The organism is Pseudaminobacter sp. Soil_N_29 (assembly GCF_057656055.1).
Window position 1 is genome coordinate 51,107 of sequence record NZ_JBDGLC010000004.1, and the last position, 20,742, is coordinate 71,848.

Genomic DNA, 20,742 nt, shown 5'->3' on the forward strand with positions numbered 1-20,742 from the left:
GCGCGTCGGCTTCAGCCCCTCGGCGCGGCCTCGATCGCGCGGGCTTTTCGCCCGCCATGGCCCGAAACCGCGCTACCCGCGTCGGCTGCAAGCGCCATGAAGAAGAACGAAGCCGTTGCCGAGATGGCGGCGACCAGAAAGAACGCGGTGTGAAAGTCGGCGAGGGTCAGCGTGCCGCCATGCAGTTGCGTGCTGACCTCCAGCAGGCCACCGCCCACCGCCACGCCAAGCGCAATGCTGATCTGCTGGAACACGGCGGTTATCGGGGTAGCCTTGCTGGTGTCGGCGTCGGAGATTTCGGCATAGGCCAGCGCATTCACGCCGGTGAAGAACATCGAGCGGATGAAGCCGCCGACCAGCAATATCGCCAGCATCAGCGGGTAGGGCGTCTGCGGCGTGAAGAAGCCATAGACGGCTATGGTCGCGCCGGAAACGAGTGAGCCGAGGATCAGCACCCAGCGGAATCCCGCTTTCCTGAACAGCCAGGCGGTCACCAATTTCATGCCTATGGCGCCGAGGGCCGAGACGAAGGTGATCATGCCCGACTGAAACGGCGTCAGTCCGAAGCCGATCTGCAGCATGAGAGGCAGCAGGAAAGGCACGGCGCCGATGCCGATGCGGAAAAGGCTGCCGCCCAGAACGGAGGCGCGGAACACCTGGTTTCGAAAAAGGCTCAGCGCAAGAACCGGATGAGCCGCCCGGCGTGCATGAACGAGATATAGCACGCCCGAAAGCAGCCCGACGCCGAGGGTGACGACCCCCACACTGGGCGGCAGTGCCGGAAGGCTCACAACCGAAAGTCCGAAGACCACGCCGGAGGCCGCCACGCCGCTAAGCACGAAGCCGGCCACGTCCAGAGGCGGCACGCCGTTGCCCGGCGTCTTCGGCAGGAACCGTGTCGCCAGCCACATGCCCACGACCCCGATCGGCACGTTGATCAGGAAGATCCAGTGCCAGGTGAAGTAAGTGGTGATGAAACCGCCCACCGGCGGGCCGACCAAGGGCCCCACCAGCGCCGGAATGGTCAGCCAGGACATTGCGGCCACCAGCTCGCTCTTCGGCGTGGCGCGCACCAGCACCAGCCTTCCCACGGGCGTCATCATCGCCCCGCCCATGCCTTGCAGGAAGCGGGAGATCACGAATTCGGCCAGTGATCCCGAGACGGCGCAGGCCACCGAGCCGACGACGAAGACCGCGATTGCCGCCCGGAACACGTTCTTGGCGCCGAAGCGGTCCGCCATCCAGCCGCTTACCGGGATGAACACGGCCAGCGCCACCAGATATGCGGTCAGCGCCAGCTTCAGCGCGATCGGGCTGGTGCCTATGTCGGCGGCAATCGCCGGCAGCGAGGTCGAGATTACCGTCGAGTCCATGTTTTCCATGAAAAGAGCGACGGCGAGTATCAACGGAAGCGTACGATTCACGGAACTGTCCGGCATTCCGGCCCAGGCGGCCTGCTGTGGCGTTGGTGGCGCCGATTGGTCATGACACAGCAAGTATGTCGCCGGCTTGTGGCGCAGGCAATCGAGCCAGCGTTGGGCCAGTTCTTGTCGCCCTCGAGAAACCCGCGGGTCAGGCTCCCGACGGTGCTCTCGCTCAGGCGGCCAGGCTTTTATAGCGCGTTGGGCATTTTACGCGGAAACACCAGAACCTCGCCCCTGCGCGGCATGTGCTCCGCTGTCAGCGCAAGTTCCACCAGCAGTTCGATTGCTTCCTGCAGCTTTCGGCTGGCGGGGTCGCCGCCTTGAAGTTTTTGCTGCGCAATTTCCAGGTGACGCCGGGCGGCGGCGAAATCCGATCTCATTAGAGCCTCCATCCGCCCCCAGGGAAAAATAGGCTCGGCTCGCTTGAAAAAGGCTCAACACAAAGCCTCGGATTTTAGCGATCGGGCTGTTTATCGCCGTTTGCCGCCCCTCCCGCGCTGGACGATGCCGGTGCTCGATCGGGCACGGGTGATTTCAAATTCGCGTTACGCTCATTCTGAAACCGGTTGCGCGAGCTAGTTACCCTGGCAGCAGCAATGGAGAACGATCATGGGGCCTCAACCGAGTTCTCCCGACCCGGCATTGCGAAATCTTGACGCGCTGCTTCCCGACCTGACCAGCCTTTACAAGGACATCCATTCGCATCCGGAACTTTCGATGCAGGAGACGCGCACCGCCGGCCTGGCGGCCGAGCGTCTTCGAGCGGCCGGCTATGAGGTCACGACGGGCGTCGGCAACACCGGCGTGGTCGGCCTGCTTCGCAACGGCGATGGGCCGACCGTCATGCTGCGGGCCGATATGGATGCGCTGCCGATCCAGGAAGCGACCGGTCTCGACTATGCCAGCAAGGCAACGGCCACCGACCGCGAGGGCCAGACGGTCCCCGTCTCGCACATGTGCGGCCATGACATGCACGTGACCTGGCTTGCCGGGGCGACCAAGCTGCTCGCCGAGGCGCGATCATCCTGGCGCGGCACATTGATGGCAGTGTTCCAGCCGGCAGAAGAAACGGGCGAGGGTGCACGGGCCATGATCCAGGACGGCCTGTTCACCCGCTTTCCAAAGCCCGACGTGATCCTCGGCCAGCATGTCATGGTGGGGCCGGCAGGCACCGTTGCGGGTCGCGTAGGGCCCATCACCTCGGCAGCGGACAGCCTGCAGATCCGCCTGTTCGGGCGCGGCGCGCATGGCTCGATGCCGCAGGCAAGCATTGATCCCGTGGTGATGGCCGCATCCACGGTCATGCGTCTTCAGACCGTGGTGTCGCGCGAGATTGCCGCCGCTGAAGCCGCAGTTGTCACGGTCGGGGTCTTGCAGGCAGGCACCAAGGAGAACGTCATTCCCGACGAGGCCATCATCAAGCTCAATGTCCGGACGTTCGATGCAGGCGTCCGCACCCGCGTGCTGGCCGCGATCGAACGGATCGTCAACGCCGAAGCGGCCGCCTCCGGCGCGCCCCGTCCGCCCGAGATCACGCCGCTCGACAGCTATCCCCTCAACGTCAACAATGCAGAAGCCACCAAACGTGTGGGGGATGCATTCCGGGGCTATTTCGGATCGCACCACGTCCATGAAACCGGGCCCGCGCCAGCCAGCGAGGATTTCGGATCGTTCGGATCCGAATGGAAGGTTCCCTCGGTCTTCTGGTTTGTCGGCGGCACAGACCCGGAAATCTACGCGAAGGCGAAAAAGGAAAACCGGATCAACGAGCTGCCGGTGAACCACAGCCCCAAATTCGCGCCCGTTCTTGATCCCACCTTGCGAATCGGGGTCGAGACGCTGGTCGTGGCGACCCGCGCATGGCTGAAAGCGTAAGCACTGCGTTCGGCGAGGCTCGCATGCAAGGCACGTATGCTCTGTGTCCGACACCGGAAGCCATATCATCGAGACGCTCCCGTATGTGCTTGATCTGTCGGGAACCTTCGTCTTTGCGCTGAGCGGTGCCCTGGCAGGTGTCAGGCGCAAGCTGGATTTTTTCGGCGTTCTGGTGCTGTCGTTTGCGGCGGCAACCGCAGGCGGCATCGCCCGCGACCTGCTCATCGGTGCAGTCCCCCCCGCCTCGGTCAACGACTGGCGCTATCTCGGCGTGTCGCTCTTTGCCGGGGTGGTCACCTTCTACTTCTCGTCCGGGATCGAGCGATTGTCGCACTCGGTCCTTCTGTTCGATGCGGCGGGCCTGTCGCTGTTTGCCGTCACGGGGGCATCCAAGGCGCTCACCTATGGCCTCAACCCGGTCATGGCGGTGGTGCTTGGCATGGTCACCGGCATAGGCGGCGGAATGGTCCGGGACGTGCTGCTGGCCGAGATCCCGATCGTGCTGCGCGCGGAACTTTACGCAATGGCGGCGCTGGCCGCCGCTGCAGTCGTGGTCGTCGGCCACGCGCTACGCTTGCCGGAAGTTCCGGTAACGGCCGTGGCGCTCGTGCTGTGCTTTTCGCTGCGCGTGATGGCAATCAGGTATGGCTGGCGCCTTCCGACCGCGAAAACCCCGGACCAGCCCGGTTCGAAGCCCGAGGACGGAAGCGGAGAGGGGGCCGAGCGGTCCTGAGCCGCAGGATGCGCGAGGATGCATCGATGCAGCAACTGCCGAGGAGGCGGGAATGACAGAGACTGTCATCATATGTGGAAGCCTGTTCGACGGCCTGAACGACGCGGTGCTCGGCCCTTCGGAGGTTCTGATCGAAGATGACGCAATAGCCGAAGTCTCCGCCTCCGTGGGCCGGCCGGGCGGTGCGAAAGTTATCGATCTGAGCGACCGCACCGTATCTCCCGGTTTCATCGACACGCACGTCCATCTCTGCGTCGACGGGCTCAACCTGGCCCGGCAGACGCTCCAGTGTTCTCCTGCGAAGGCGCTCGCTGGACTGCACTACGCCCAGCAATATATGCGCTACGGCTTCACCACCCTCCGGGACATGGGCACGCTGGACCCGGAATGGCCGACCGTCAATTTGCGCGACGCCATCGCAGCCGGCACGGCCCGAGGCCCCCGCCTGGTCGTGGCGGCGCACATGATCAGCGCAACCGCCGGCCACGCCGACATCCAGGGCATGTTCCCGTGCCGCTGCCATATGGGTTTGTCCAGGGTCGCGGACTCCCCGGCGAAAATTCGCGAACTGGTACGAATGGAGCACGCATTTGGCGGCGATTGGATCAAGACCATGAACACCGGCGGCTACATGAGCGCCGGCGATGATCCGGCCAGAGTGACCTGGTTCGAAGACGAGATGCAGGCTGTCGGGCAGACCGCGCAACAGCTGGGCATGCCGCTCGCAGTGCACACCGGAGCCGCGGAAGGATGCAAGCAGGCCCTGCGTGCCGGTGCCCGCAGCCTGGAGCATTGCTACCTCATTGACGACGAAGGCGTTGCGATGGCGCAGAAGGCGGGAGCGTTCCTGGTGCCCACCATGCAAATGACCCGGGAGGACAAGGCGCTGCTGCTGGCGGGAAAGCTTCCCGAACATGCGGTTTGGAAGTTCCGCCGTGACGTTGCAGCCATCGAGGACGCGCAGAAGCGCATGGCACGAAACAATGCGCGAATCGCGTACGGAACAGATTGCGGCATGTTTCCCTTCAGCGAAGGAATACTCGAGTTTCAGGCGATGACGGCGGCCGGCCTCACCACTGCGCGCGCCCTGAAGGCAGCCACAAGCGTCGCGGCCGAACTGCTGCAGCGCGATGACATCGGCGTGCTCGCGCCTGGCAAACAGGCCGACATCGTCGCCATGCCGGGAAATCCGTTCAAGGATATTGCTGCAACGGCGAAAGTGGACTTCGTGATGAAGGGCGGGCGAGTCTACCGGCACGGATCCTTCGATCTCTTCCAGTGAGAACGTGTCGGCGCTCCACCGCGCCTTTGGCAGTAATCCGAAAGTATAGGCGAGCGCGATATCTGCGACGCGCCTGTGAAATTTCGGTGTTTGGAAAATGTTCTTGCGCGTCTAAAAGAAGTGGCTCCCCGGGCCGGATTCGAACCAGCGACCAACCGGTTAACAGCCGGTTGCTCTACCACTGAGCTACCGGGGAACAGCGGCTCAAGAACGAGGCTGCCTATAGCAAACCCTTTTCGACTTTGCAAAGTGCCATTCTCGTTTTTTCGTGGAATATTCAGCCGGCGCTTCAAAAAAGGCCGGAAATCCACATATGGAGGCGCTCTGCCCGGGCCGGATGGCCGCCTGGGTGGGGTTTTCGGGTCAGGAAAGGGACTACATTTCGCCTATGACGAACCAGAATACAGAGCAGGACGACTCGCCGCGTCGCGTCATTTCGGTCATGGGGCGCGATTTCGCCATGCCGCGGTCGCGAAAGAAGCGGGTGGCGATCGGATTCGGGCTGACGATTCTCGGCTGCTTCGGCTTTTTGCCGATTCTCGGCTTCTGGATGATTCCACTCGGGCTGCTTGTGCTCTCCTATGAGTTTGCGCTGGTGCGCCGCTATCGCCGGCGCGGCATTGTCCGGTGGGGACGCTGGCGCCAGCGCCGCAATGGCGGCGCGCGAAACGGCGATTCGTGAACGCTCGGCGATTCGGATTTGATTCGGACCTTGCGGGGAGGCGCGCAAGCCTCGGAATTCGTTACAGAAATGTAATGTCGCCGTTCAGTTTGCGTTCATCGGGTGCCGCCTAGGGTCCTTGTGTCGAACACGAAAGGAAGCCTCCCAATGAAGCGCATCGTTCTCGCTCTCGCCGCCGTTTCCATGCTTGCCGCGCCAGTCGCCGCGCAAGCTCACCCCAGCGGCTATGGCAGCCAGGTCGAATACCGACACGATCGCAAGCCGCCGCATTACAAGCATCATCATTACAAGCCGGCTCCGAAGCATCATCACTGGAGCAAGGGCAAGCGCGTGCCCGCCTGGCAGCGCAAGCATGTGGTGCGCGGTTATCATCGCCATGGCTTGAAGCGCCCCGGGCGTGGCCAGGAGTGGGTGCGGGTGGATAACAGCTATCTCCTCATAAACATGGCCTCTGGCATCATCGCCGGCATCATCGCCGCGCGCTGATTCTCGACCGAGTGGAGTGAGGGCGGCCGAGAGCCGCCCTTTTCCGTTGCCGGCTTTTTGCCCGAAACCCGTTTCAAGCTCGCTGGGGCGGCCTGGTTCAGTGGTGGCCACGCCAGGGTGGCGAGGAAAGTTTTGCGGGAACCGCGTCAGACCGCTTGACGCAAAAAATCTGGCAACCTATTGAACCCCCGTAGAACGCCGGCAGCGGCGAGGCCTCGTGGCGGAGTGGTTACGCAGAGGACTGCAAATCCTTGCACCCCGGTTCGATTCCGGGCGAGGCCTCCATACTGCCAGGAAAGGGCGGCAACTTGCGCCCGAATGTTCTACCCGGAATGAAATGCGCATAGCTGGCGCCGAGACGGGTTGTTTTGGGCATGGACATTGATTTTTCCGAACAGCGCGTGAAGATGGTCGACGGCCAGATCCGCACGACCGACGTTACCGATGCCGGCGTGCTGGAAGCCATGTTGACCGTGCCGCGCGAAGTGTTTGTGGGCGCCAAGTGGCGCAGCCTGGCCTATATCGACGACCATATCGAGATCGCGCCCGCCGAGGCTGGAAAGCCCGCGCGCTATCTGATGCAGCCTTCTCCCTTCGCCAAGCTGCTGCAACTTGCGGTTGTCCGGCCGACCGACTTTGTGCTCGATGTCGGGTGCGGCACGGGCTACTCCTCGGCCGTGCTGTCGCGTCTGGCCAGCTCCGTCGTGGCGCTCGAAAGCGACCCCGCACTTGCCGAAACCGCTGCTGCCACGCTCTCCAATTTCGGCTACGACAACGTCGCAGTCGTGCAGGGTCCGCTGACGGAAGGCTATAGGGCCGAAGCCCCTTATGACGTTATTTTCCTTGAGGGTTCGGTGGATGAAGTGCCCCAGGCACTGCTCGATCAGCTCAAGGAAGGCGGCCGCCTGGTGGCTGTCGAGGGGCAGGGCAATGCCGGAATTGCCCGTCTGTTTTTTAAGACTACTGGTGTTGTTAGCAGCCGCGGGGCATTTAATGCGGCAATTCGGCCACTGCCGGGATTCGAACGCGCTCGCGAATTCGAATTTTAAGCGGTAACGTCTTGCGACTGACCCGCCTTCGTGGTGGCTTTAGAATCATAGCATCGTTGCTGAGTACTCGTTCCGTTCGAGTGAGGTTTCAGCAGGGGGGCGTCAAGACGAACCGTGGGTGTGGAACGTAACGTTCCCCTCGGTGCGACACGTCTCCCGTCGAAACGAATGAGGGATTAGTCGTGTCATTTGTACGCACCGGCATTTTGGCTGCCGTATTTTTGTCTGCCAGCGCGCTTTCAACTGCGCCCAGCTTTGCCGAGACCATTATGGGGGCGATGGCAAAGGCTTACCAGAACAACGCCACGTTGAATTCCGGGCGCGCCGGGGTGCGGGTGACCGACGAGAACGTCGCAATCGCCAAGTCGGGCTATCGCCCGACCATCGCCGGCGTCGGCAACATCAATTACACGTCACAATTCGCAACGCGACTCACGACCGGCAGCTTCGGCGTGCAGATCAATCAGACTCTGTTCGATGGCTTTCAGACCAAGAACAATGTCGCCGCCGCGGAGTCACAGGTGTTCGCGGCAAACGAAAACCTGCGCAACAACGAAATGAACATCCTGTTCGAGGCCGTCAGCGCCTATGCGGACGTGATTCAAAACCGCCAGATCGCGGTGCTGCGCGAGCAGAACCTCAAGTTCCTCGACGAGCAGGTGCGTTCGTCCAAGTCGCGCCTGGAGGTCGGTGAGGGCACTCGCACCGACGTCGCGCAGTCGGAGGCCGCACGCCAGCAGGCAATCGCCACGCTGGCCGCTGCGCGGGCACAGGTGGCAACCAGCGAGGCGATCTACCAGCAGGTCATCGGCGAGAAGCCGGGCAAGCTTTCGCCTGTTGCGCCGATCGCCAAGATGCTGCCCAAGAGCTTGGCCGAGGCCTATACCATGGCCGCCGGGCAGCATCCGGCAATTCTGGCGACGCAATATCTGGTCGATGCCGCCGGCTTCTCGGTGAAGTCGGCAGAAGGCGCGCTGCTGCCGCAGGTCACCGGCTCGGCCAGCGTGTCCCGCAACCTGCGGATCAGCGACGGGATCACTGACCAGGGCACGCCGGGCACCAGCAAGGACTATTTCAATTTCGGCAGCATCGGCGCCACGATTACGGTGCCGATCTACCAGGGTGGGCGCGTCTCGGCCCAGGTGCGTCAGTCCAAGGAATCGCTCGGCCAGGCACGCATCCAGGTCGACGTCATTGGCGACCAGGTGCGTTCGCAGGTGGCTGCCGCGTGGGCGGCCTACAATTCCGCCAAGCAGGGGGTTGAGGCGAACCGTTCGGCTGTCGTGGCCGCAAAGCTGGCTCTCGAGGGCATCGTGGAGGAGCGCAATGTCGGTCAGCGCACCACGCTGGACGTCCTCATCACGCAGAGCGATCTCATCACCGCGGAAATCAACCTTGCGCAAGCCGAGGACCAGTTCGTAACGGCCAGCTATGGCATCCTGCAAGCCACGGGTCAGCTCTATGCGCGCCGGCTTGGCCTCCAGGTTGCCGAGTACCGGCCGGAAGAACATTACGAGGCCGTCAAGGACAAGTGGATCGGTCTGCGGACGCCGGACGGGCGCTGAGACCCGCGGATACAGTATTGGCCTGAATGAAACTGGGAGGCGTCGTTTGGCGCCTCCCTTTTGCTTTTCAAGCTTGATCGCGCCGGGCAGCCTTTCTGTTGAAATCGGCGGTGCCTCTACTTTGGGGATTCTCGCGGCCCCATCCGTCCGCTACGCTAACCTTTGATTCGAAGCCTGTCGGTCTAGGCGCCGAAGGAATCGTTAAATTCTGGTCACAGGGGCGGCAAACGTGACGATGGCACAAGCGAGCAACGCGCAGCGCGAACCCTCGATGGAGGAGATACTGGCCTCCATCCGCAGGATCATCGAAGACAGCGACAGCGCCCGCAAGGGCGCCGAGGACACGCTTGCACGCGACGAGGCGGGAAGCGACCGCCTCGATGGCGCCGTCATCGAGGTTGATGCCTTCCGCGCCGAATTGCGGGCTGCCCGCGCCACGCCGGAAGTTGATCGGTCGCTGTCGTTGGCCGAGGTTCAGGCACGCATCGCCAGCGAAGCGGAGTACGAGCAGGAGCTGGCCCCGAGTGATTTCGAGATCGAGGCGCAGCAGCCCGAAGCAGCCGGAACGCACACCGAAACACCGGCTCTCGCGATGCCCGAGTGGAGTGTGACGCCGCACGCAGAGCCGGAGGAAGTCTCGTCTGCGGTGGACGCTTTCGACCAACAGGCGGCGGCGCGTCATGAGCCTGTGGCTGAATATGTGGCCGAGGCCGAAGCGGCCCGCGAGGAGCCGACGGTCGAATATCCCGTGTTTTCGGAGCCTGCCAGGGTCGATGCCGTTTCGGCCCCGACGCCCAGCGAAGCCGCCAGGCCCGCCATCATCTCCGAACATGCCGGGCGCCAGGTGGCGGCGGCCTTCGGCGAGCTCTCCGAGGCATTCGCCGCGCGCAGCCGCAAGACTTTTGACGAGATGGCCGAACAGATGCTGCGGCCCATGCTGCAGGACTGGCTGGACAACAACCTGCCCACCCTGGTCGAGCGGCTGGTGCGCGAGGAAATCGAGCGGGTCGCGCGCGGCGGCTGAGCTGCCAGTCCTCCAATCGGGCAAACGCTCCCCGCCATGTGGCCGGGAGCGGGAAAAACGGCTCTTGCGTGGATAGGGCGGGCGGCGGACGCCGCCTAACCACTTGATTACTGTTCCGATGAGCGCGTCCGACGACCGCCCGTCTTCCCAAGTTCAAAGGCCAGACGGTGAAAACCGGGCGTGGCGATGATGGAACGCGCCAGCGAAGGCGCCGCGCGAACGACGAGATCGGACGCCTCTTCCCACCCTCAGGCAACCAACTCGGCCCGCCGCAGTTGACTTGCCCATAGCCTTCCGATTTACACCGGGATCGACAAATTCCGGACAATGCGGATCGAATTCCCATGCTTGAGAAGACTTACGACGCCAAGACCGTCGAACCCAAGATTGCCCGAACCTGGGAGGAAACCAACGCCTTCCAGGCCGGCGCCGGCTCGAAGCCGGGCGCGGAGGCCTTTTCGATCGTAATTCCGCCGCCAAACGTCACCGGCTCGCTGCATATGGGCCACGCCCTCAACAATACGCTGCAGGACATCCTGGTGCGGTTCGAGCGCATGCGCGGCAAGAACGTGCTGTGGCAGCCGGGCATGGACCATGCCGGCATCGCCACCCAGATGGTGGTCGAGCGTCGGCTGGCGGAGAAGAAGATCCATCGCCGCGATATCGGGCGCGAGGAATTCATCGAGAAGATCTGGGAATGGAAGGCCGAATCCGGCGGCGCCATTTTCAACCAGCTCAAGCGTCTCGGCGCCTCCTGTGACTGGTCGCGCGAGCGCTTCACCATGGATGAGGGCCTGTCGAAGGCCGTGCTCGAGGTGTTCGTCACGCTCTACAAGGAAGGGCTGATCTACAAGGACAAGCGCCTTGTGAACTGGGATCCCAAGCTGCTCACCGCCATTTCCGACCTCGAGGTCGAGCAGCTTGAGGTCAACGGCAACCTCTGGCACTTCCGCTATCCGATCGAGGGCGAGACCTTCGACCCGGAGAACCCCAAGACCTACATCACCGTTGCCACCACCCGGCCCGAAACGATGCTGGGCGACACTGGTGTTGCCGTCCATCCGGAAGACGAGCGCTACCGACACCTCATCGGCAAGAATGTCGTCCTGCCGCTGGTGGGTCGCAAGGTCCCGATCGTCGGCGACGAATATTCCGATCCCGAAAAGGGCAGCGGCGCGGTCAAGATCACGCCTGCGCACGACTTCAACGACTTCGAGGTCGGCAAGCGGCACAAGCTGCGCGCCATCAACATCATGACCACCGAGGCGACCATAAACCTCAAGGATAACGAGGACTTCCTCGAAGGCCTTGATTCTACCGCTGAACTGCAGGCGACGCTTGATGCGCTGCATGGCAAGGACCGCTTCGTCGCGCGCAAGATGGTTGTGGAGATGATGGAAGCCGGCGGCTTCCTCGAAAAGATCGAGCCGCACCGCCACACCGTGCCGCATGGCGACCGCGGCGGCGTGCCGATCGAGCCGTTCCTGACCGACCAGTGGTATGTGAACGCCGCGGAGCTCGCCAAGCCGGCCATCGCGTCGGTTCGCGAAGGGCGCACCAACTTCGTGCCCAAGAACTGGGAAAAGACCTATTTCGAGTGGATGGAAAACATCCAGCCCTGGTGCATCTCGCGCCAGCTCTGGTGGGGCCATCAGATCCCGGCCTGGTACGGCCCCGACGGCCACGTCTTCGTCGAGAAGACCGAGGAAGAGGCGCTCGATGCCGCCGTCGAATATTACCTGGCGCTGGAAGGCCCGTGGAAGGCCTGGGTCGAGGACAAGCTGGAGAACTTCAAGCCGGGCGAGATCCTGACCCGCGACGAGGACGTGCTCGACACCTGGTTCTCCTCCGCGCTGTGGCCGTTCTCCACGCTCGGCTGGCCGGATCAGACGCCGGAGCTGAAGACCTACTACCAGACCGACGTGCTGGTGACCGGCTTCGACATCATCTTCTTCTGGGTCGCCCGCATGATGATGATGGGCCTGCATTTCATGGAAGAGGAGCCGTTCCACACGGTCTACGTTCACGCGCTGGTCCGCGACAAGAACGGCGCCAAGATGTCGAAGTCCAAGGGCAACGTCATCGACCCGCTGGAACTGATCGACGAGTATGGCGCGGACGCGCTTCGCTTCACTCTGGCGATCATGGCCGCCCAGGGCCGTGACGTTAAGCTCGACCCGGCCCGCATCGCCGGTTACCGCAACTTCGGCACCAAGCTGTGGAACGCGACCCGCTTCGCCGAGATGAACGGCGTTGCGCGCAACGATGACTTCTGGCTGCAGGACGCCAAGCTCACCGTCAACCGCTGGATCCTCACCGAGCTGTCGCGCGCCACGCGCGAGATCACCGACGGCATCACCTCCTACCGCTTCAACGAGGCGGCAGGGGCGGCCTATCGCTTCGTCTGGAACCTGTTCTGCGACTGGTACCTGGAACTCTTGAAGCCAGTGTTCATGGGCGACGACGAGGCGGCCAAGGTGGAGAGCCGTGCGGTAGCCGCCTTCGTGCTCGACGAGATCTACAAGCTGCTGCACCCCTTCATGCCCTTCATGACGGAGGAGCTGTGGGCGCACACCGCTGGCGAGGGCCAGGAGCGTACGACGCTGCTGTGCCACGCCGAATGGCCGGCGCCGTCCTTCGAGGACGCCGATGCGGCTGCCGAGATCAACTGGTTGGTCGACCTCGTCTCGGGCATCCGTTCCGTGCGCTCGGAGATGAACGTGCCGCCGGCAGCTATGGCGCCGCTGGTGATGGTTGGCGCCAACGAGATGACGAAGGCGCGCCTCGAACGGCACGACTCCGCCATCAAGCGGCTGGCGCGCGTCGACGATGTGACCTTCGCGGAAGCCGCGCCGAAGGGCTCGGCCCAGATCGTCCTCGGCGAGGCCACCGCCTGCCTCCCGCTCGGCAGCCTGATCAACCTGGAGGCCGAGGCAGCCCGCTTGCAGAAGGAACTGGGCAAGGTGACCGAGGAGGTGGCCCGCATCCACAAGAAGCTCTCCAACGAGAAGTTCGTGGCCAATGCGGCGCCCGAAATTGTCGCCGGCGAGCGCGAGAAGCTGGTCGAGTTCCAGGAAGCTCAGGAGAAGCTGAACAACGCCCTGGCACGGGTTCGCGAAGCCGGCTGACTCTCGCGATTCCAGTGATTCCGGGCGCCGCCGCAGGGCGGCGCCCACCGCCGAAATGTCGGTGACGCTACGTCACTATGCTGAGCGTCATCTACTTTTTGCCACCTTGTTGCCTTAATGTAACAACATTGCGGAAGCCCGCTAAAACTCCCTGATTTCGGTGTTTTTCGCCGCAGTACGCGAAAAAACTCGGGCATTTTTGTTCAAATGTGATCGTCTTTTGCCGCTTTTCGGCGGAGCGGGCAGGCCGCTTCGGCCGCCTGGGCATCCTCCTGCTCCTCCGCCGGCCAAAACGTGGTTGCACCGCCGGCGGGAAATAGTTTTTCTAGCCGAAACCTACGTTCGGGGGAGGGACACTTCATGAATGCAGCGCTCTTTAGATCGGTCCTGGGTGCCGGCTTCGTATCGATTGCTGTCGCGGGATCGGCCAGCGCTGGCGGCTTTGCCCGTGGCACTGCCGACACTGACATCCTCTACGAGGATGGAAATTTCGCCATGCGCACGGGCATCACCTATGTGAGCCCGACGCGGAAATACAGCGAGTTCGACGCTGCACCGGGCCTCGTCGGAACAAATTACACCGACGACTATGTGATCCCGTCCGCGGCGGTCAAAATCAACGTCACGGATGATCTCCGCTGCGCGGGCACCTTGGTGGATAACAATGGCGGCACGGTGAGCTTTGCCGTGCCGAAGCCGAGCGGCAAGATCAAGGAAGATTTCACCACCAATGAAAAGGCGGTGACCTGCGGTGTACGGTTCCAGGCTGGTCCGGGCTATGCCTGGGTGCTCGGCGGCGGGTTCGTGGAAAATTTCGACTATAGTCGTTTGAACCAATATGCCATTCCTGACGGCGCGGGAGGAGACATTGTACTTCCCAATGCGACTCTCAATCTGCATGGACAGAAATACGGCTACCGTCTCGGGCTGGCGTACGAGATTCCGGAGATCGCGCTCCGCGGCCAGGTCTTGTATCGCTCCGGTACCACCTACGGTGCCGAGGGTAACCTGAACATTCCGACGGCGGCCCTACTGGGCGCCAAAGCCAAGGAATTCAAGTCACTGGCCGAGGCGGCGTTGGCGAGAGGGGATCTGCCGAACGCGGCGCTCTACGGTGGACTCGCCGCCGATACGCTGTTGATGGCGCAAGGTGCGGCTGCAGCCGGCCTCAACTCGGAATTTGCGGCGCTCGGAAAGGGCAATCTTCCGCAGAGTGTCGAAGTCAAGATGCAGAGCGGCATCGCTCCCGGCTGGTTGGCATTCGGTTCGGTCAAATGGACCGACTGGAGCGTCCAGAAGGAACTCCTTGTTTTGACGGACAATCCTGAGGTCGGCAGCGCCGACATCTACAACTGGAAGGACGGCTGGACCGTCACCGGCGGCATCGGCCACGCCTTCAATGAAACGGTTTCGGGCGCGCTCAGCCTGACCTGGGACCAGGGCGTCGGGACCGGCTGGGATCTTTCCAGCGACACCTACACACTGGCTGCCGGTGGCGTGATCAGGGACAAGTTGGGCGGCGAGCTGCGCGGCGGCCTGGGCGTCTCCTACCTGAGCTCTGCGCAGGAGACCAGGTATGGGCCGTTGAACAGCGCCGTCGACAACGGCTGGGCATTCGCCGTCAACCTCGGCTACAAGGTCAACTGGTAAGCAATTTGAAATGCTGATTTTAGAAAGCCGGGCGTTGCCCGGCTTTTTTTTGCCCGAATGGCAGCTTGTTAAGGCGCCGGGGGCAGTGTGCGCATGCGCAATGTGAACATCCGGCTTGTGGCGATTCAGCAACAGTCTTCGGTGAAGCAATGCGCTAGAACGAGCCATGACGAAATTGCCGTGTTCCCGCCATAAACCGGGAGCACTTCAAGGTGGTCTCCGGACGCATTTTAGACATTGGTTGAAGCAACCGCGCTTTGCGGAATGAAGAAGATGGGCACAAGCAAAATCTTGACAGTTAAACTGCCAAGTCGTCGTATGATGAATACGGCACTTGTGTCCGCGCATTCAGGCGCGGGATGTAGTTGTGCACGAGCAATAGTGTCGGCGGCTGCCGGCGCTTTTGCCAAGGGCCGCGCGAGAGAAGCACGCTGCTATGCGGATTGATGTCGTTAGGACAGCCTTCCTGTCGGCCATCGTAGCCGTGGCGACCTTCGGCTTCGCAGGCGGAGCCATGGCGCTCGACGACAAGGTTTTTGACGATAATGGCGAGGTGAGAGCCAAGTCCAATCCCTGGGCTGTGTTCCAGTTCGGCTTCTCGGCCTACAAGAGCGGCCACAAGCAGCAGGCGGTCGAAGCCTATCGTTATGCAGCCGAGAACGGCCAGATCGGCGCCACCTGGAAACTCGCCCGCATGTATGCCGAGGGCGACGGCGTCGACCGGAACGACTTTGAGGCGTTTAAATTCTACAGCGAGATCGTCGAGCAGGATGTGGAGCCTGGCAGCCCCGAGGAAAGCTATGTGTCCGACGCGTTGTTTGCGCTGGGCAGCTATCTGAAGAAGGGCATCCCCGACAGCCCCATAAGGCCCAACAAGATGGCCGCGCAAGAATATTTCATGCGGGCCGCCGCCAACTACCGTAATCCGGACGCCCAGTTCGAGATGGGCAAGATGTTCCTCAAGGGCGACGGTGGCGTGAAGGCCAGCATGCGCCAGGCCGGCCGCTGGTTCCAGCTCGCCGCCGAGAAGGGCCATGCCGGCGCGCAGGCTACCCTCGGCAACCTGCTGTTCCAGTCGGGCAAGGTGGTGCGCGGGTTGGCCATGATGACGGCTGCGCTTGAGCGCGCCGCCCCGGTCGACCAGCCCTGGATCCGCGGAATGCAGGAAGAGGCGTTCGCGCTGGCCGGGGAGGCAGACCGCCGCACGGCCATCGCGCTTGCAGAAGACATCCTCACCAAGGGCTCATCGCAATAATCAAGGCGCTGACGCCTCGGCGCGCGCAAGCGCAGGCTAGCGACCAGGAATTACCTTTTCGAAGCTGGATGAACGGGCAGAGGCGAATTCTGCCCGTTGCTTGATCTTGCCCTTATGCCGGCGCCAGGGCCAGTTCGGCGGCTACCGGCACGTGGTCCGAAGGCTTTTCCCAGGCACGGACATGCTTTTCGATCGACGCCGTGGAAAAACGGTTGGCGGCTTCGGGCGACATCAGCAGGAAGTCGATGCGGATGCCGTTGTTCTTCTGCCAGGCGCCGGCCTGGTAGTCCCAGAAGGTATAGGTGTCGGCCGCGTCGGTGACGGCGCGGGTCGCCTCGGTGAAGCCGAGATTGAGCAGGCGCCGGAAGGCCTGGCGGCTTTCTGGCTGGAACAGGGCATCGTTCAGCCAGGCGTCCGGGTTGCGGGCATCGACAGGCTGGGGAATGACATTGTAGTCGCCTGCGAGGATCAGCGCCTCCTCAAGCAGAAGGCGGTCCCTGGCCCAGTTTTCCAGCCGCGCCATCCAGGACAGCTTGTAGGAAAACTTGTCTGTTCCGATCGGATTGCCGTTGGGCAGGTAGAGCGAGACGACGCGCAGCACGCCATTGTCGGTCGAAAATACGCCTTCGATGAAACGCGCCTGCTCGTCGCCGTCGTCGCCGGGAAGGCCTCGGTTTACCTCGTCGAAGCGCAGCTTCGACAGGATTGCGACACCGTTGAACCCTTTCTGGCCATGCGTCTCGACATTGTAGCCCAGCGCCTCGATCTCGGCGCGAGGAAACTGGTCATCGACTGACTTGATTTCCTGCAGGCAGACGATGTCGGGGTCGCTGTCTTTCAGCCAGACCAGCAGGTTGCCGAGCCGCGCCTTGACCCCGTTGATGTTCCAGGTAACGATCTTCATGAAAACCAAACGACCATTTCTTCGAAATCCTTGGTAGTGGAATCGGGTGCAGGAGTCGATCCTGCATCGCCCTCTGAGAAGATAACGGCCGACAGAGCGAAGCAGCGATGACCGCAGAGGCCTGAAAATTTCCAACGAAAAAGGCCGCGACAGCGGCCTTTTTTCTCCCGGGAACGGCAGAGATCTAGTCTAGATCGAGAAGCTGGTGCCGCAGCCGCAGGATGCCACCGCGTTCGGGTTCCGGATCTGGAAGGACTGCCCCATGAGGTCGTCCACGAAGTCGATCACCGAGCCGCCCATGTAGATCAGCGACAGGTCGTCGATCAGAACCGTGGCGCCGTCCCGTTCAATGGCGACATCGTCGTCGTTGCGGTCGGAAACCAGGTCGAACTTGTACGAGAAGCCGGAACAGCCGCCGCCCTCCACTGAAACGCGCAGCGCGACCTTGCCCGGCTCGTTGGCAATGATTTTGGAGATCCGCTTTGCCGCGGCTTCAGAAAGTTCTACATTCGTCATGGCTGTTTTGGCGTCAGCGCCCATCGGCGTCACCTTGCTTTCGCGTTGTTACCATAGGTATGAAGCGTCACGAGGCAAGTCAACCTGCGGCGGCAACGGACAATGGCGAACGAGCTTGGCGATATCGGCTTCGGCTACCGGCCGCGCGCCTGTTATGCCTGCGACCCGGCGCGCTCGCGCGGTCGCCTGGTCCCGGAGAGCGAAAGTCCGACCCGCACGCCGTTCCAGCGCGATCGCGACCGGATCATCCATTCGACAGCGTTCCGCCGCCTCAAGCACAAGACCCAGGTCTTCATTGCGCATGAGGGGGACCACTACCGCACGCGGCTCACCCATACGATCGAGGTTGCGCAGATCGCACGGGCTTTGGCGCGCGCGCTGCGATGCGACGAGGACCTCGCGGAGGCGGTGGCGCTGGTGCACGATTTCGGCCACACGCCATTCGGCCATACCGGCGAGGATGCGCTGAACGAGAAAATGGCCCAGTGGGGCGGCTTCGATCACAACGCGCAGTCCTTGCGTGTGGTGACGCGGCTGGAGCGCCGCTACGCGGAGTTCGACGGTCTGAACCTAAGCTGGGAGACCCTGGAGGGGCTGGTCAAGCACAACGGCCCGCTGACCGATTCAAACGGCAACGGGCTGAAGGGCAGGGTGCCGCAGGCAATTCTCGACTACTCGCAGTTGCATGACCTCGAACTCGACAAGTTCGCCAGCCTCGAGGCGCAGTGTGCCGCGATTGCAGACGACATCGCCTACAACACCCATGACATCGATGATGGCCTGCGTGCAGGCCTGCTGACTTTCGAGATGCTGGACGAAGTGGCGCTGCCCGCCTCCATACTGCGGGCGGTGCGCGACTGTTACCCCGGGCTGGACTGGGCTCGCACCGGGCATGAACTGATGCGGCGCCAGATCACCATACTGGTTGAGGACGTCATCCGTACGGCAGTCGACCGCCTGGCAAGGCTGAACCCGCAGAGCACCCAGGACATCCACGACGCCGGCATGACGATCGCCACCTTCTCGGATGAAATGATCCCGGCCGAAAAGCAGCTGAAGGCGTTTCTCTACAAGAACATCTATCGCCACGAAGATGTGATGCGTGTGCGCGCCGGGGCCGACCAGATCGTTCGCGAGCTTTTCGATGCCTATTTCAACGATCCGCGCACCATGCCCGAGGGCTGGCGCGAAGGGCTCGACCGCGCGGAAGAAGGCGTCAAGGCGCGGCATGTCTCGGATTTCCTGGCCGGAATGACCGACACTTACGCGATCAAGGAACATCGACGTCTGTTTGACCGGACGCCGGATTTGGGATAGGCGGAAAAATCGTTTTTCCGGCATAGGCCGGCTTGAATACCCGATTTTCCAGAGAAAGCCTCATGAACATCTTCGCCGATTTCAACGAGCGGATCATCAAAATCGTTGAAGCGCTCGACTTGAAGGACAAGGACGGCGGCACCGTCGACGTCACGCGCATTTCCGTCGAGCCGCCGCGAGATGCGAGCCATGGCGACCTGGCAACCAATGCGGCTATGGTGCTGGCGAAGCCGACGGGGCAGAACCCGCGCGCGCTGGCTGAAAAGCTTGCCGAGGAACTGCGCAAGGACAAGGATATCGCCGCGGTCGATGTCGCTGGTCCCGGCTTCGTCAACCTCAGGCTCACCGATGGCTTCTGGCAGTCGCACCTGCAGTCGCTGCTGAAGCTCGGCACGGATTACGGCCGTTCCGCCAGCAATGGTGTCAAGGTGAACGTCGAGTATGTTTCGGCGAACCCGACGGGCCCGATGCATGTCGGGCATTGCCGCGGAGCGGTGGTGGGCGATGCTCTGGCCAACCTGCTCGCCTTCGCCGGCTACGACGTGACCAAGGAATACTACATCAACGACGCCGGCGCGCAGATCGACGTGCTGGCCCGCTCGGCCATGCTTCGCTACCGCGAGGCACTTGGCGAGGATATCGGCGAGATACCGGCGGGTCTCTACCCGGGCGACTATCTGGTGCCGGTGGGGCAGGCGCTGGTGAAGGAGTTCGGCGCAAGCCTCCTCGAGAAGCCGGAAGCCGAAGCCCTCGCCGTCGTCAAGGATCGCACCATCGATGCCATGATGGAGATGATCCGCGAGGATCTGGCACTGCTCAACGTTCATCACGAGGTGTTCTTCTCCGAGCGCACGCTGCACGCCAACGACGCTGCTGCCATTCGCTCGGCCATCACCGACCTGACGCTGAAGGGCCATGTCTACAAGGGCAAGCTGCCGCCGCCGAAGGGCCAGAAGCCCGAGGACTGGGAGGATCGCGAGCAGACGCTGTTCCGCTCCACCGAAGTCGGCGACGACATCGACCGGCCGCTGGTGAAGTCTGACGGCAGCTTCACCTATTTCGCCGCCGACGTCGCCTACCTGAAGGACAAGCTGCAGCGCGGCTTCAATGAGACGATCTTCATCCTGGGCGCCGACCATGGCGGCTATGTCAAGCGCATGGAGGCGCTGGCCAAGGCCGTCTCCGGCGGCTCGATGAAGCTGACGGTGCTGCTGTGCCAATTGGTCAAGCTCTACCGCCAGGGCGAACCGGTGCGCATGTCGAAGCGCTCGGGTGACTTCATTACGCTGCGCGATGTGGTGGAGGAGGTCGGCCGCGACCCGATCCGCTTCATGATGCTCTATCGCAAGAACGACGCGCCGCTGGACTTCGACTTCGCCAAGGTGACCGAGCAGTCCAAGGACAACCCGGTCTTCTACGTGCAGTATGCTTCGGCGCGCTGCCATTCGGTGTTCCGGCAGGCGAGGGAGCAGTTCGGCGATGAAGATTTCGGCCGGACTTCGCTGGCCGAAGCCGCAGAGCGGCTCACCGACGAAAGCGAGATCGGGCTGATCCGCAAGCTGGCAGAATATCCGCGTCTGGTGGAGTCCGCGGCCCAGGCGCAGGAGCCGCATAGACTGGCGTTTTACCTGTATGACCTCGCCTCGACTTTCCATGGACACTGGAATCGGGGCACTGATAACCCGGACTTACGTTTTGTTAAGGTTAACGACCGAGAATTGACGCATGCCAGACTTGGGCTGGTGCAGGCTGTATCCGACGTTTTGACGTCTGGCCTGGCGATTATCGGGGCCGATGCGCCTACGGAAATGCGCTAGGTTGTAGGGGAAAACCTGTCACCTTTTGCCCACAT

The 20,742-nt window shown here is 62.5% G+C and carries 17 protein-coding genes and 2 tRNA genes; 14 read left to right on the plus strand and 5 right to left on the minus strand.

All coding sequences use genetic code 11. From position 1 onward, the window contains the following. Positions 1-11: 11 nt before the first annotated feature. Together AC3A4H_RS10990 and AC3A4H_RS10995 are read right to left on the minus strand one after the other, a co-directional pair. The gene (locus AC3A4H_RS10990; protein ID WP_487766736.1) at positions 12-1,424 is read right to left on the minus strand and encodes an MFS transporter; all 1,413 of its coding nucleotides are present in this window, start codon (positions 1,422-1,424) and stop codon (positions 12-14) included. A gap of 188 nt (positions 1,425-1,612) precedes the next feature. Beyond that, positions 1,613-1,804, minus strand: coding sequence for a hypothetical protein (locus AC3A4H_RS10995; RefSeq protein WP_487766737.1), 192 nt, complete (start codon positions 1,802-1,804; stop codon positions 1,613-1,615). Between the two features lie 229 nt (positions 1,805-2,033). On the opposite strand from AC3A4H_RS10995, the gene AC3A4H_RS11000 reads away from it, so the two are divergent. The 3 genes from AC3A4H_RS11000 to AC3A4H_RS11010 are packed head-to-tail and all read left to right on the plus strand — an operon-like array spanning position 2,034 to position 5,314. Beyond that, the gene (locus AC3A4H_RS11000; RefSeq protein WP_487766738.1) at positions 2,034-3,299 is read left to right on the plus strand and encodes a M20 family metallopeptidase; all 1,266 of its coding nucleotides are present in this window, start codon (positions 2,034-2,036) and stop codon (positions 3,297-3,299) included. A gap of 43 nt (positions 3,300-3,342) precedes the next feature. Beyond that, on the plus strand, positions 3,343-4,032 hold the full coding sequence (locus AC3A4H_RS11005; RefSeq protein ID WP_348779250.1) for a trimeric intracellular cation channel family protein: 690 nt from the start codon (positions 3,343-3,345) through the stop codon (positions 4,030-4,032). Further along, a complete protein-coding gene (locus AC3A4H_RS11010; protein WP_487766739.1) occupies positions 3,944-5,314 on the plus strand; it encodes an amidohydrolase family protein in 1,371 nt (456 codons plus the stop codon). The genes AC3A4H_RS11005 and AC3A4H_RS11010 overlap by 89 nt, the downstream gene beginning before the upstream one ends. A gap of 121 nt (positions 5,315-5,435) precedes the next feature. Here AC3A4H_RS11010 and AC3A4H_RS11015 read toward each other — a convergent pair. After that, a tRNA-Asn gene (locus AC3A4H_RS11015) sits at positions 5,436-5,510 on the minus strand. 192 nt (positions 5,511-5,702) lie between these two features. Between AC3A4H_RS11015 and AC3A4H_RS11020 the strand changes: the two genes are divergently transcribed. The 9 genes from AC3A4H_RS11020 (at position 5,703) to AC3A4H_RS11060 (ending at position 16,153) form a co-directional block, all read left to right on the plus strand. Next, complete coding sequence (locus tag AC3A4H_RS11020; RefSeq protein WP_487766740.1) at positions 5,703-5,996, plus strand: hypothetical protein; 294 nt, start codon at positions 5,703-5,705, stop codon at positions 5,994-5,996. Positions 5,997-6,143: 147 nt separating this feature from the next. Further along, on the plus strand, positions 6,144-6,482 hold the full coding sequence (locus AC3A4H_RS11025) for an RcnB family protein (RefSeq protein WP_487766741.1): 339 nt from the start codon (positions 6,144-6,146) through the stop codon (positions 6,480-6,482). A 211-nt stretch (positions 6,483-6,693) separates the two neighbouring features. After that, positions 6,694-6,767: transfer RNA gene (locus AC3A4H_RS11030), tRNA-Cys, on the plus strand. A gap of 89 nt (positions 6,768-6,856) precedes the next feature. Continuing rightward, a complete protein-coding gene (locus AC3A4H_RS11035; RefSeq protein WP_487766742.1) occupies positions 6,857-7,531 on the plus strand; it encodes a protein-L-isoaspartate O-methyltransferase family protein in 675 nt (224 codons plus the stop codon). A gap of 182 nt (positions 7,532-7,713) precedes the next feature. Next, positions 7,714-9,096, plus strand: coding sequence for a TolC family outer membrane protein (locus AC3A4H_RS11040; protein WP_348779254.1), 1,383 nt, complete (start codon positions 7,714-7,716; stop codon positions 9,094-9,096). 229 nt (positions 9,097-9,325) lie between these two features. Further along, positions 9,326-10,120: a PopZ family protein gene (locus AC3A4H_RS11045; protein ID WP_487766743.1), complete on the plus strand. Its 795-nt coding sequence runs from the start codon at positions 9,326-9,328 to the stop codon at positions 10,118-10,120. Between the two features lie 344 nt (positions 10,121-10,464). Beyond that, positions 10,465-13,248, plus strand: coding sequence for a valine--tRNA ligase (locus AC3A4H_RS11050; protein ID WP_487766744.1), 2,784 nt, complete (start codon positions 10,465-10,467; stop codon positions 13,246-13,248). Between the two features lie 360 nt (positions 13,249-13,608). Further along, on the plus strand, positions 13,609-14,898 hold the full coding sequence (locus AC3A4H_RS11055) for an aromatic hydrocarbon degradation protein (protein WP_487766745.1): 1,290 nt from the start codon (positions 13,609-13,611) through the stop codon (positions 14,896-14,898). A gap of 436 nt (positions 14,899-15,334) precedes the next feature. Next, positions 15,335-16,153, plus strand: coding sequence for a tetratricopeptide repeat protein (locus AC3A4H_RS11060; RefSeq protein ID WP_487766746.1), 819 nt, complete (start codon positions 15,335-15,337; stop codon positions 16,151-16,153). 112 nt (positions 16,154-16,265) lie between these two features. On the opposite strand, the gene xth is transcribed toward AC3A4H_RS11060, so the two are convergent. Both xth and erpA read right to left on the minus strand, forming a co-directional pair. After that, positions 16,266-17,057 (minus strand): exodeoxyribonuclease III, encoded by a 792-nt coding sequence (gene xth / locus AC3A4H_RS11065; protein ID WP_487766747.1) that lies wholly within the window; start codon positions 17,055-17,057, stop codon positions 16,266-16,268. A 189-nt stretch (positions 17,058-17,246) separates the two neighbouring features. Continuing rightward, positions 17,247-17,597: an iron-sulfur cluster insertion protein ErpA gene (erpA, locus tag AC3A4H_RS11070; RefSeq protein ID WP_348779259.1), complete on the minus strand. Its 351-nt coding sequence runs from the start codon at positions 17,595-17,597 to the stop codon at positions 17,247-17,249. Positions 17,598-17,675: 78 nt separating this feature from the next. On the opposite strand from erpA, the gene AC3A4H_RS11075 reads away from it, so the two are divergent. Together AC3A4H_RS11075 and argS are read left to right on the plus strand one after the other, a co-directional pair. Continuing rightward, positions 17,676-18,890, plus strand: coding sequence for a deoxyguanosinetriphosphate triphosphohydrolase (locus AC3A4H_RS11075; protein ID WP_348779260.1), 1,215 nt, complete (start codon positions 17,676-17,678; stop codon positions 18,888-18,890). A 62-nt stretch (positions 18,891-18,952) separates the two neighbouring features. Then, positions 18,953-20,707 carry an arginine--tRNA ligase gene (gene argS / locus AC3A4H_RS11080; RefSeq protein WP_487766748.1) on the plus strand — a complete coding sequence of 585 codons (1,755 nt, stop codon included), beginning with the start codon at positions 18,953-18,955 and terminating at the stop codon, positions 20,705-20,707. Positions 20,708-20,742: the final 35 nt, after the last annotated feature.

Bases quoted from the DNA above. Each gene is read 5' to 3' on its own strand.
- AC3A4H_RS11055 (WP_487766745.1), top strand. From the start codon at position 13,609: ATGAATGCAGCGCTCTTTAGATCGGTCCTGGGTGCCGGCTTCGTATCG.
- AC3A4H_RS11035 (WP_487766742.1), top strand. From the start codon at position 6,857: ATGGACATTGATTTTTCCGAACAGCGCGTGAAGATGGTCGACGGCCAG.
- AC3A4H_RS11050 (WP_487766744.1), top strand. From the start codon at position 10,465: ATGCTTGAGAAGACTTACGACGCCAAGACCGTCGAACCCAAGATTGCC.
- AC3A4H_RS11025 (WP_487766741.1), top strand. From the start codon at position 6,144: ATGAAGCGCATCGTTCTCGCTCTCGCCGCCGTTTCCATGCTTGCCGCG.
- argS (WP_487766748.1), top strand. From the start codon at position 18,953: ATGAACATCTTCGCCGATTTCAACGAGCGGATCATCAAAATCGTTGAA.
- AC3A4H_RS10995 (WP_487766737.1), bottom strand. From the start codon at position 1,804: ATGAGATCGGATTTCGCCGCCGCCCGGCGTCACCTGGAAATTGCGCAG.
- AC3A4H_RS11020 (WP_487766740.1), top strand. From the start codon at position 5,703: ATGACGAACCAGAATACAGAGCAGGACGACTCGCCGCGTCGCGTCATT.
- AC3A4H_RS11010 (WP_487766739.1), top strand. From the start codon at position 3,944: ATGGCTGGCGCCTTCCGACCGCGAAAACCCCGGACCAGCCCGGTTCGA.
- erpA (WP_348779259.1), bottom strand. From the start codon at position 17,597: ATGGGCGCTGACGCCAAAACAGCCATGACGAATGTAGAACTTTCTGAA.
- AC3A4H_RS11060 (WP_487766746.1), top strand. From the start codon at position 15,335: ATGCGGATTGATGTCGTTAGGACAGCCTTCCTGTCGGCCATCGTAGCC.
- AC3A4H_RS11000 (WP_487766738.1), top strand. From the start codon at position 2,034: ATGGGGCCTCAACCGAGTTCTCCCGACCCGGCATTGCGAAATCTTGAC.
- AC3A4H_RS11075 (WP_348779260.1), top strand. From the start codon at position 17,676: ATGGCGAACGAGCTTGGCGATATCGGCTTCGGCTACCGGCCGCGCGCC.
- xth (WP_487766747.1), bottom strand. From the start codon at position 17,057: ATGAAGATCGTTACCTGGAACATCAACGGGGTCAAGGCGCGGCTCGGC.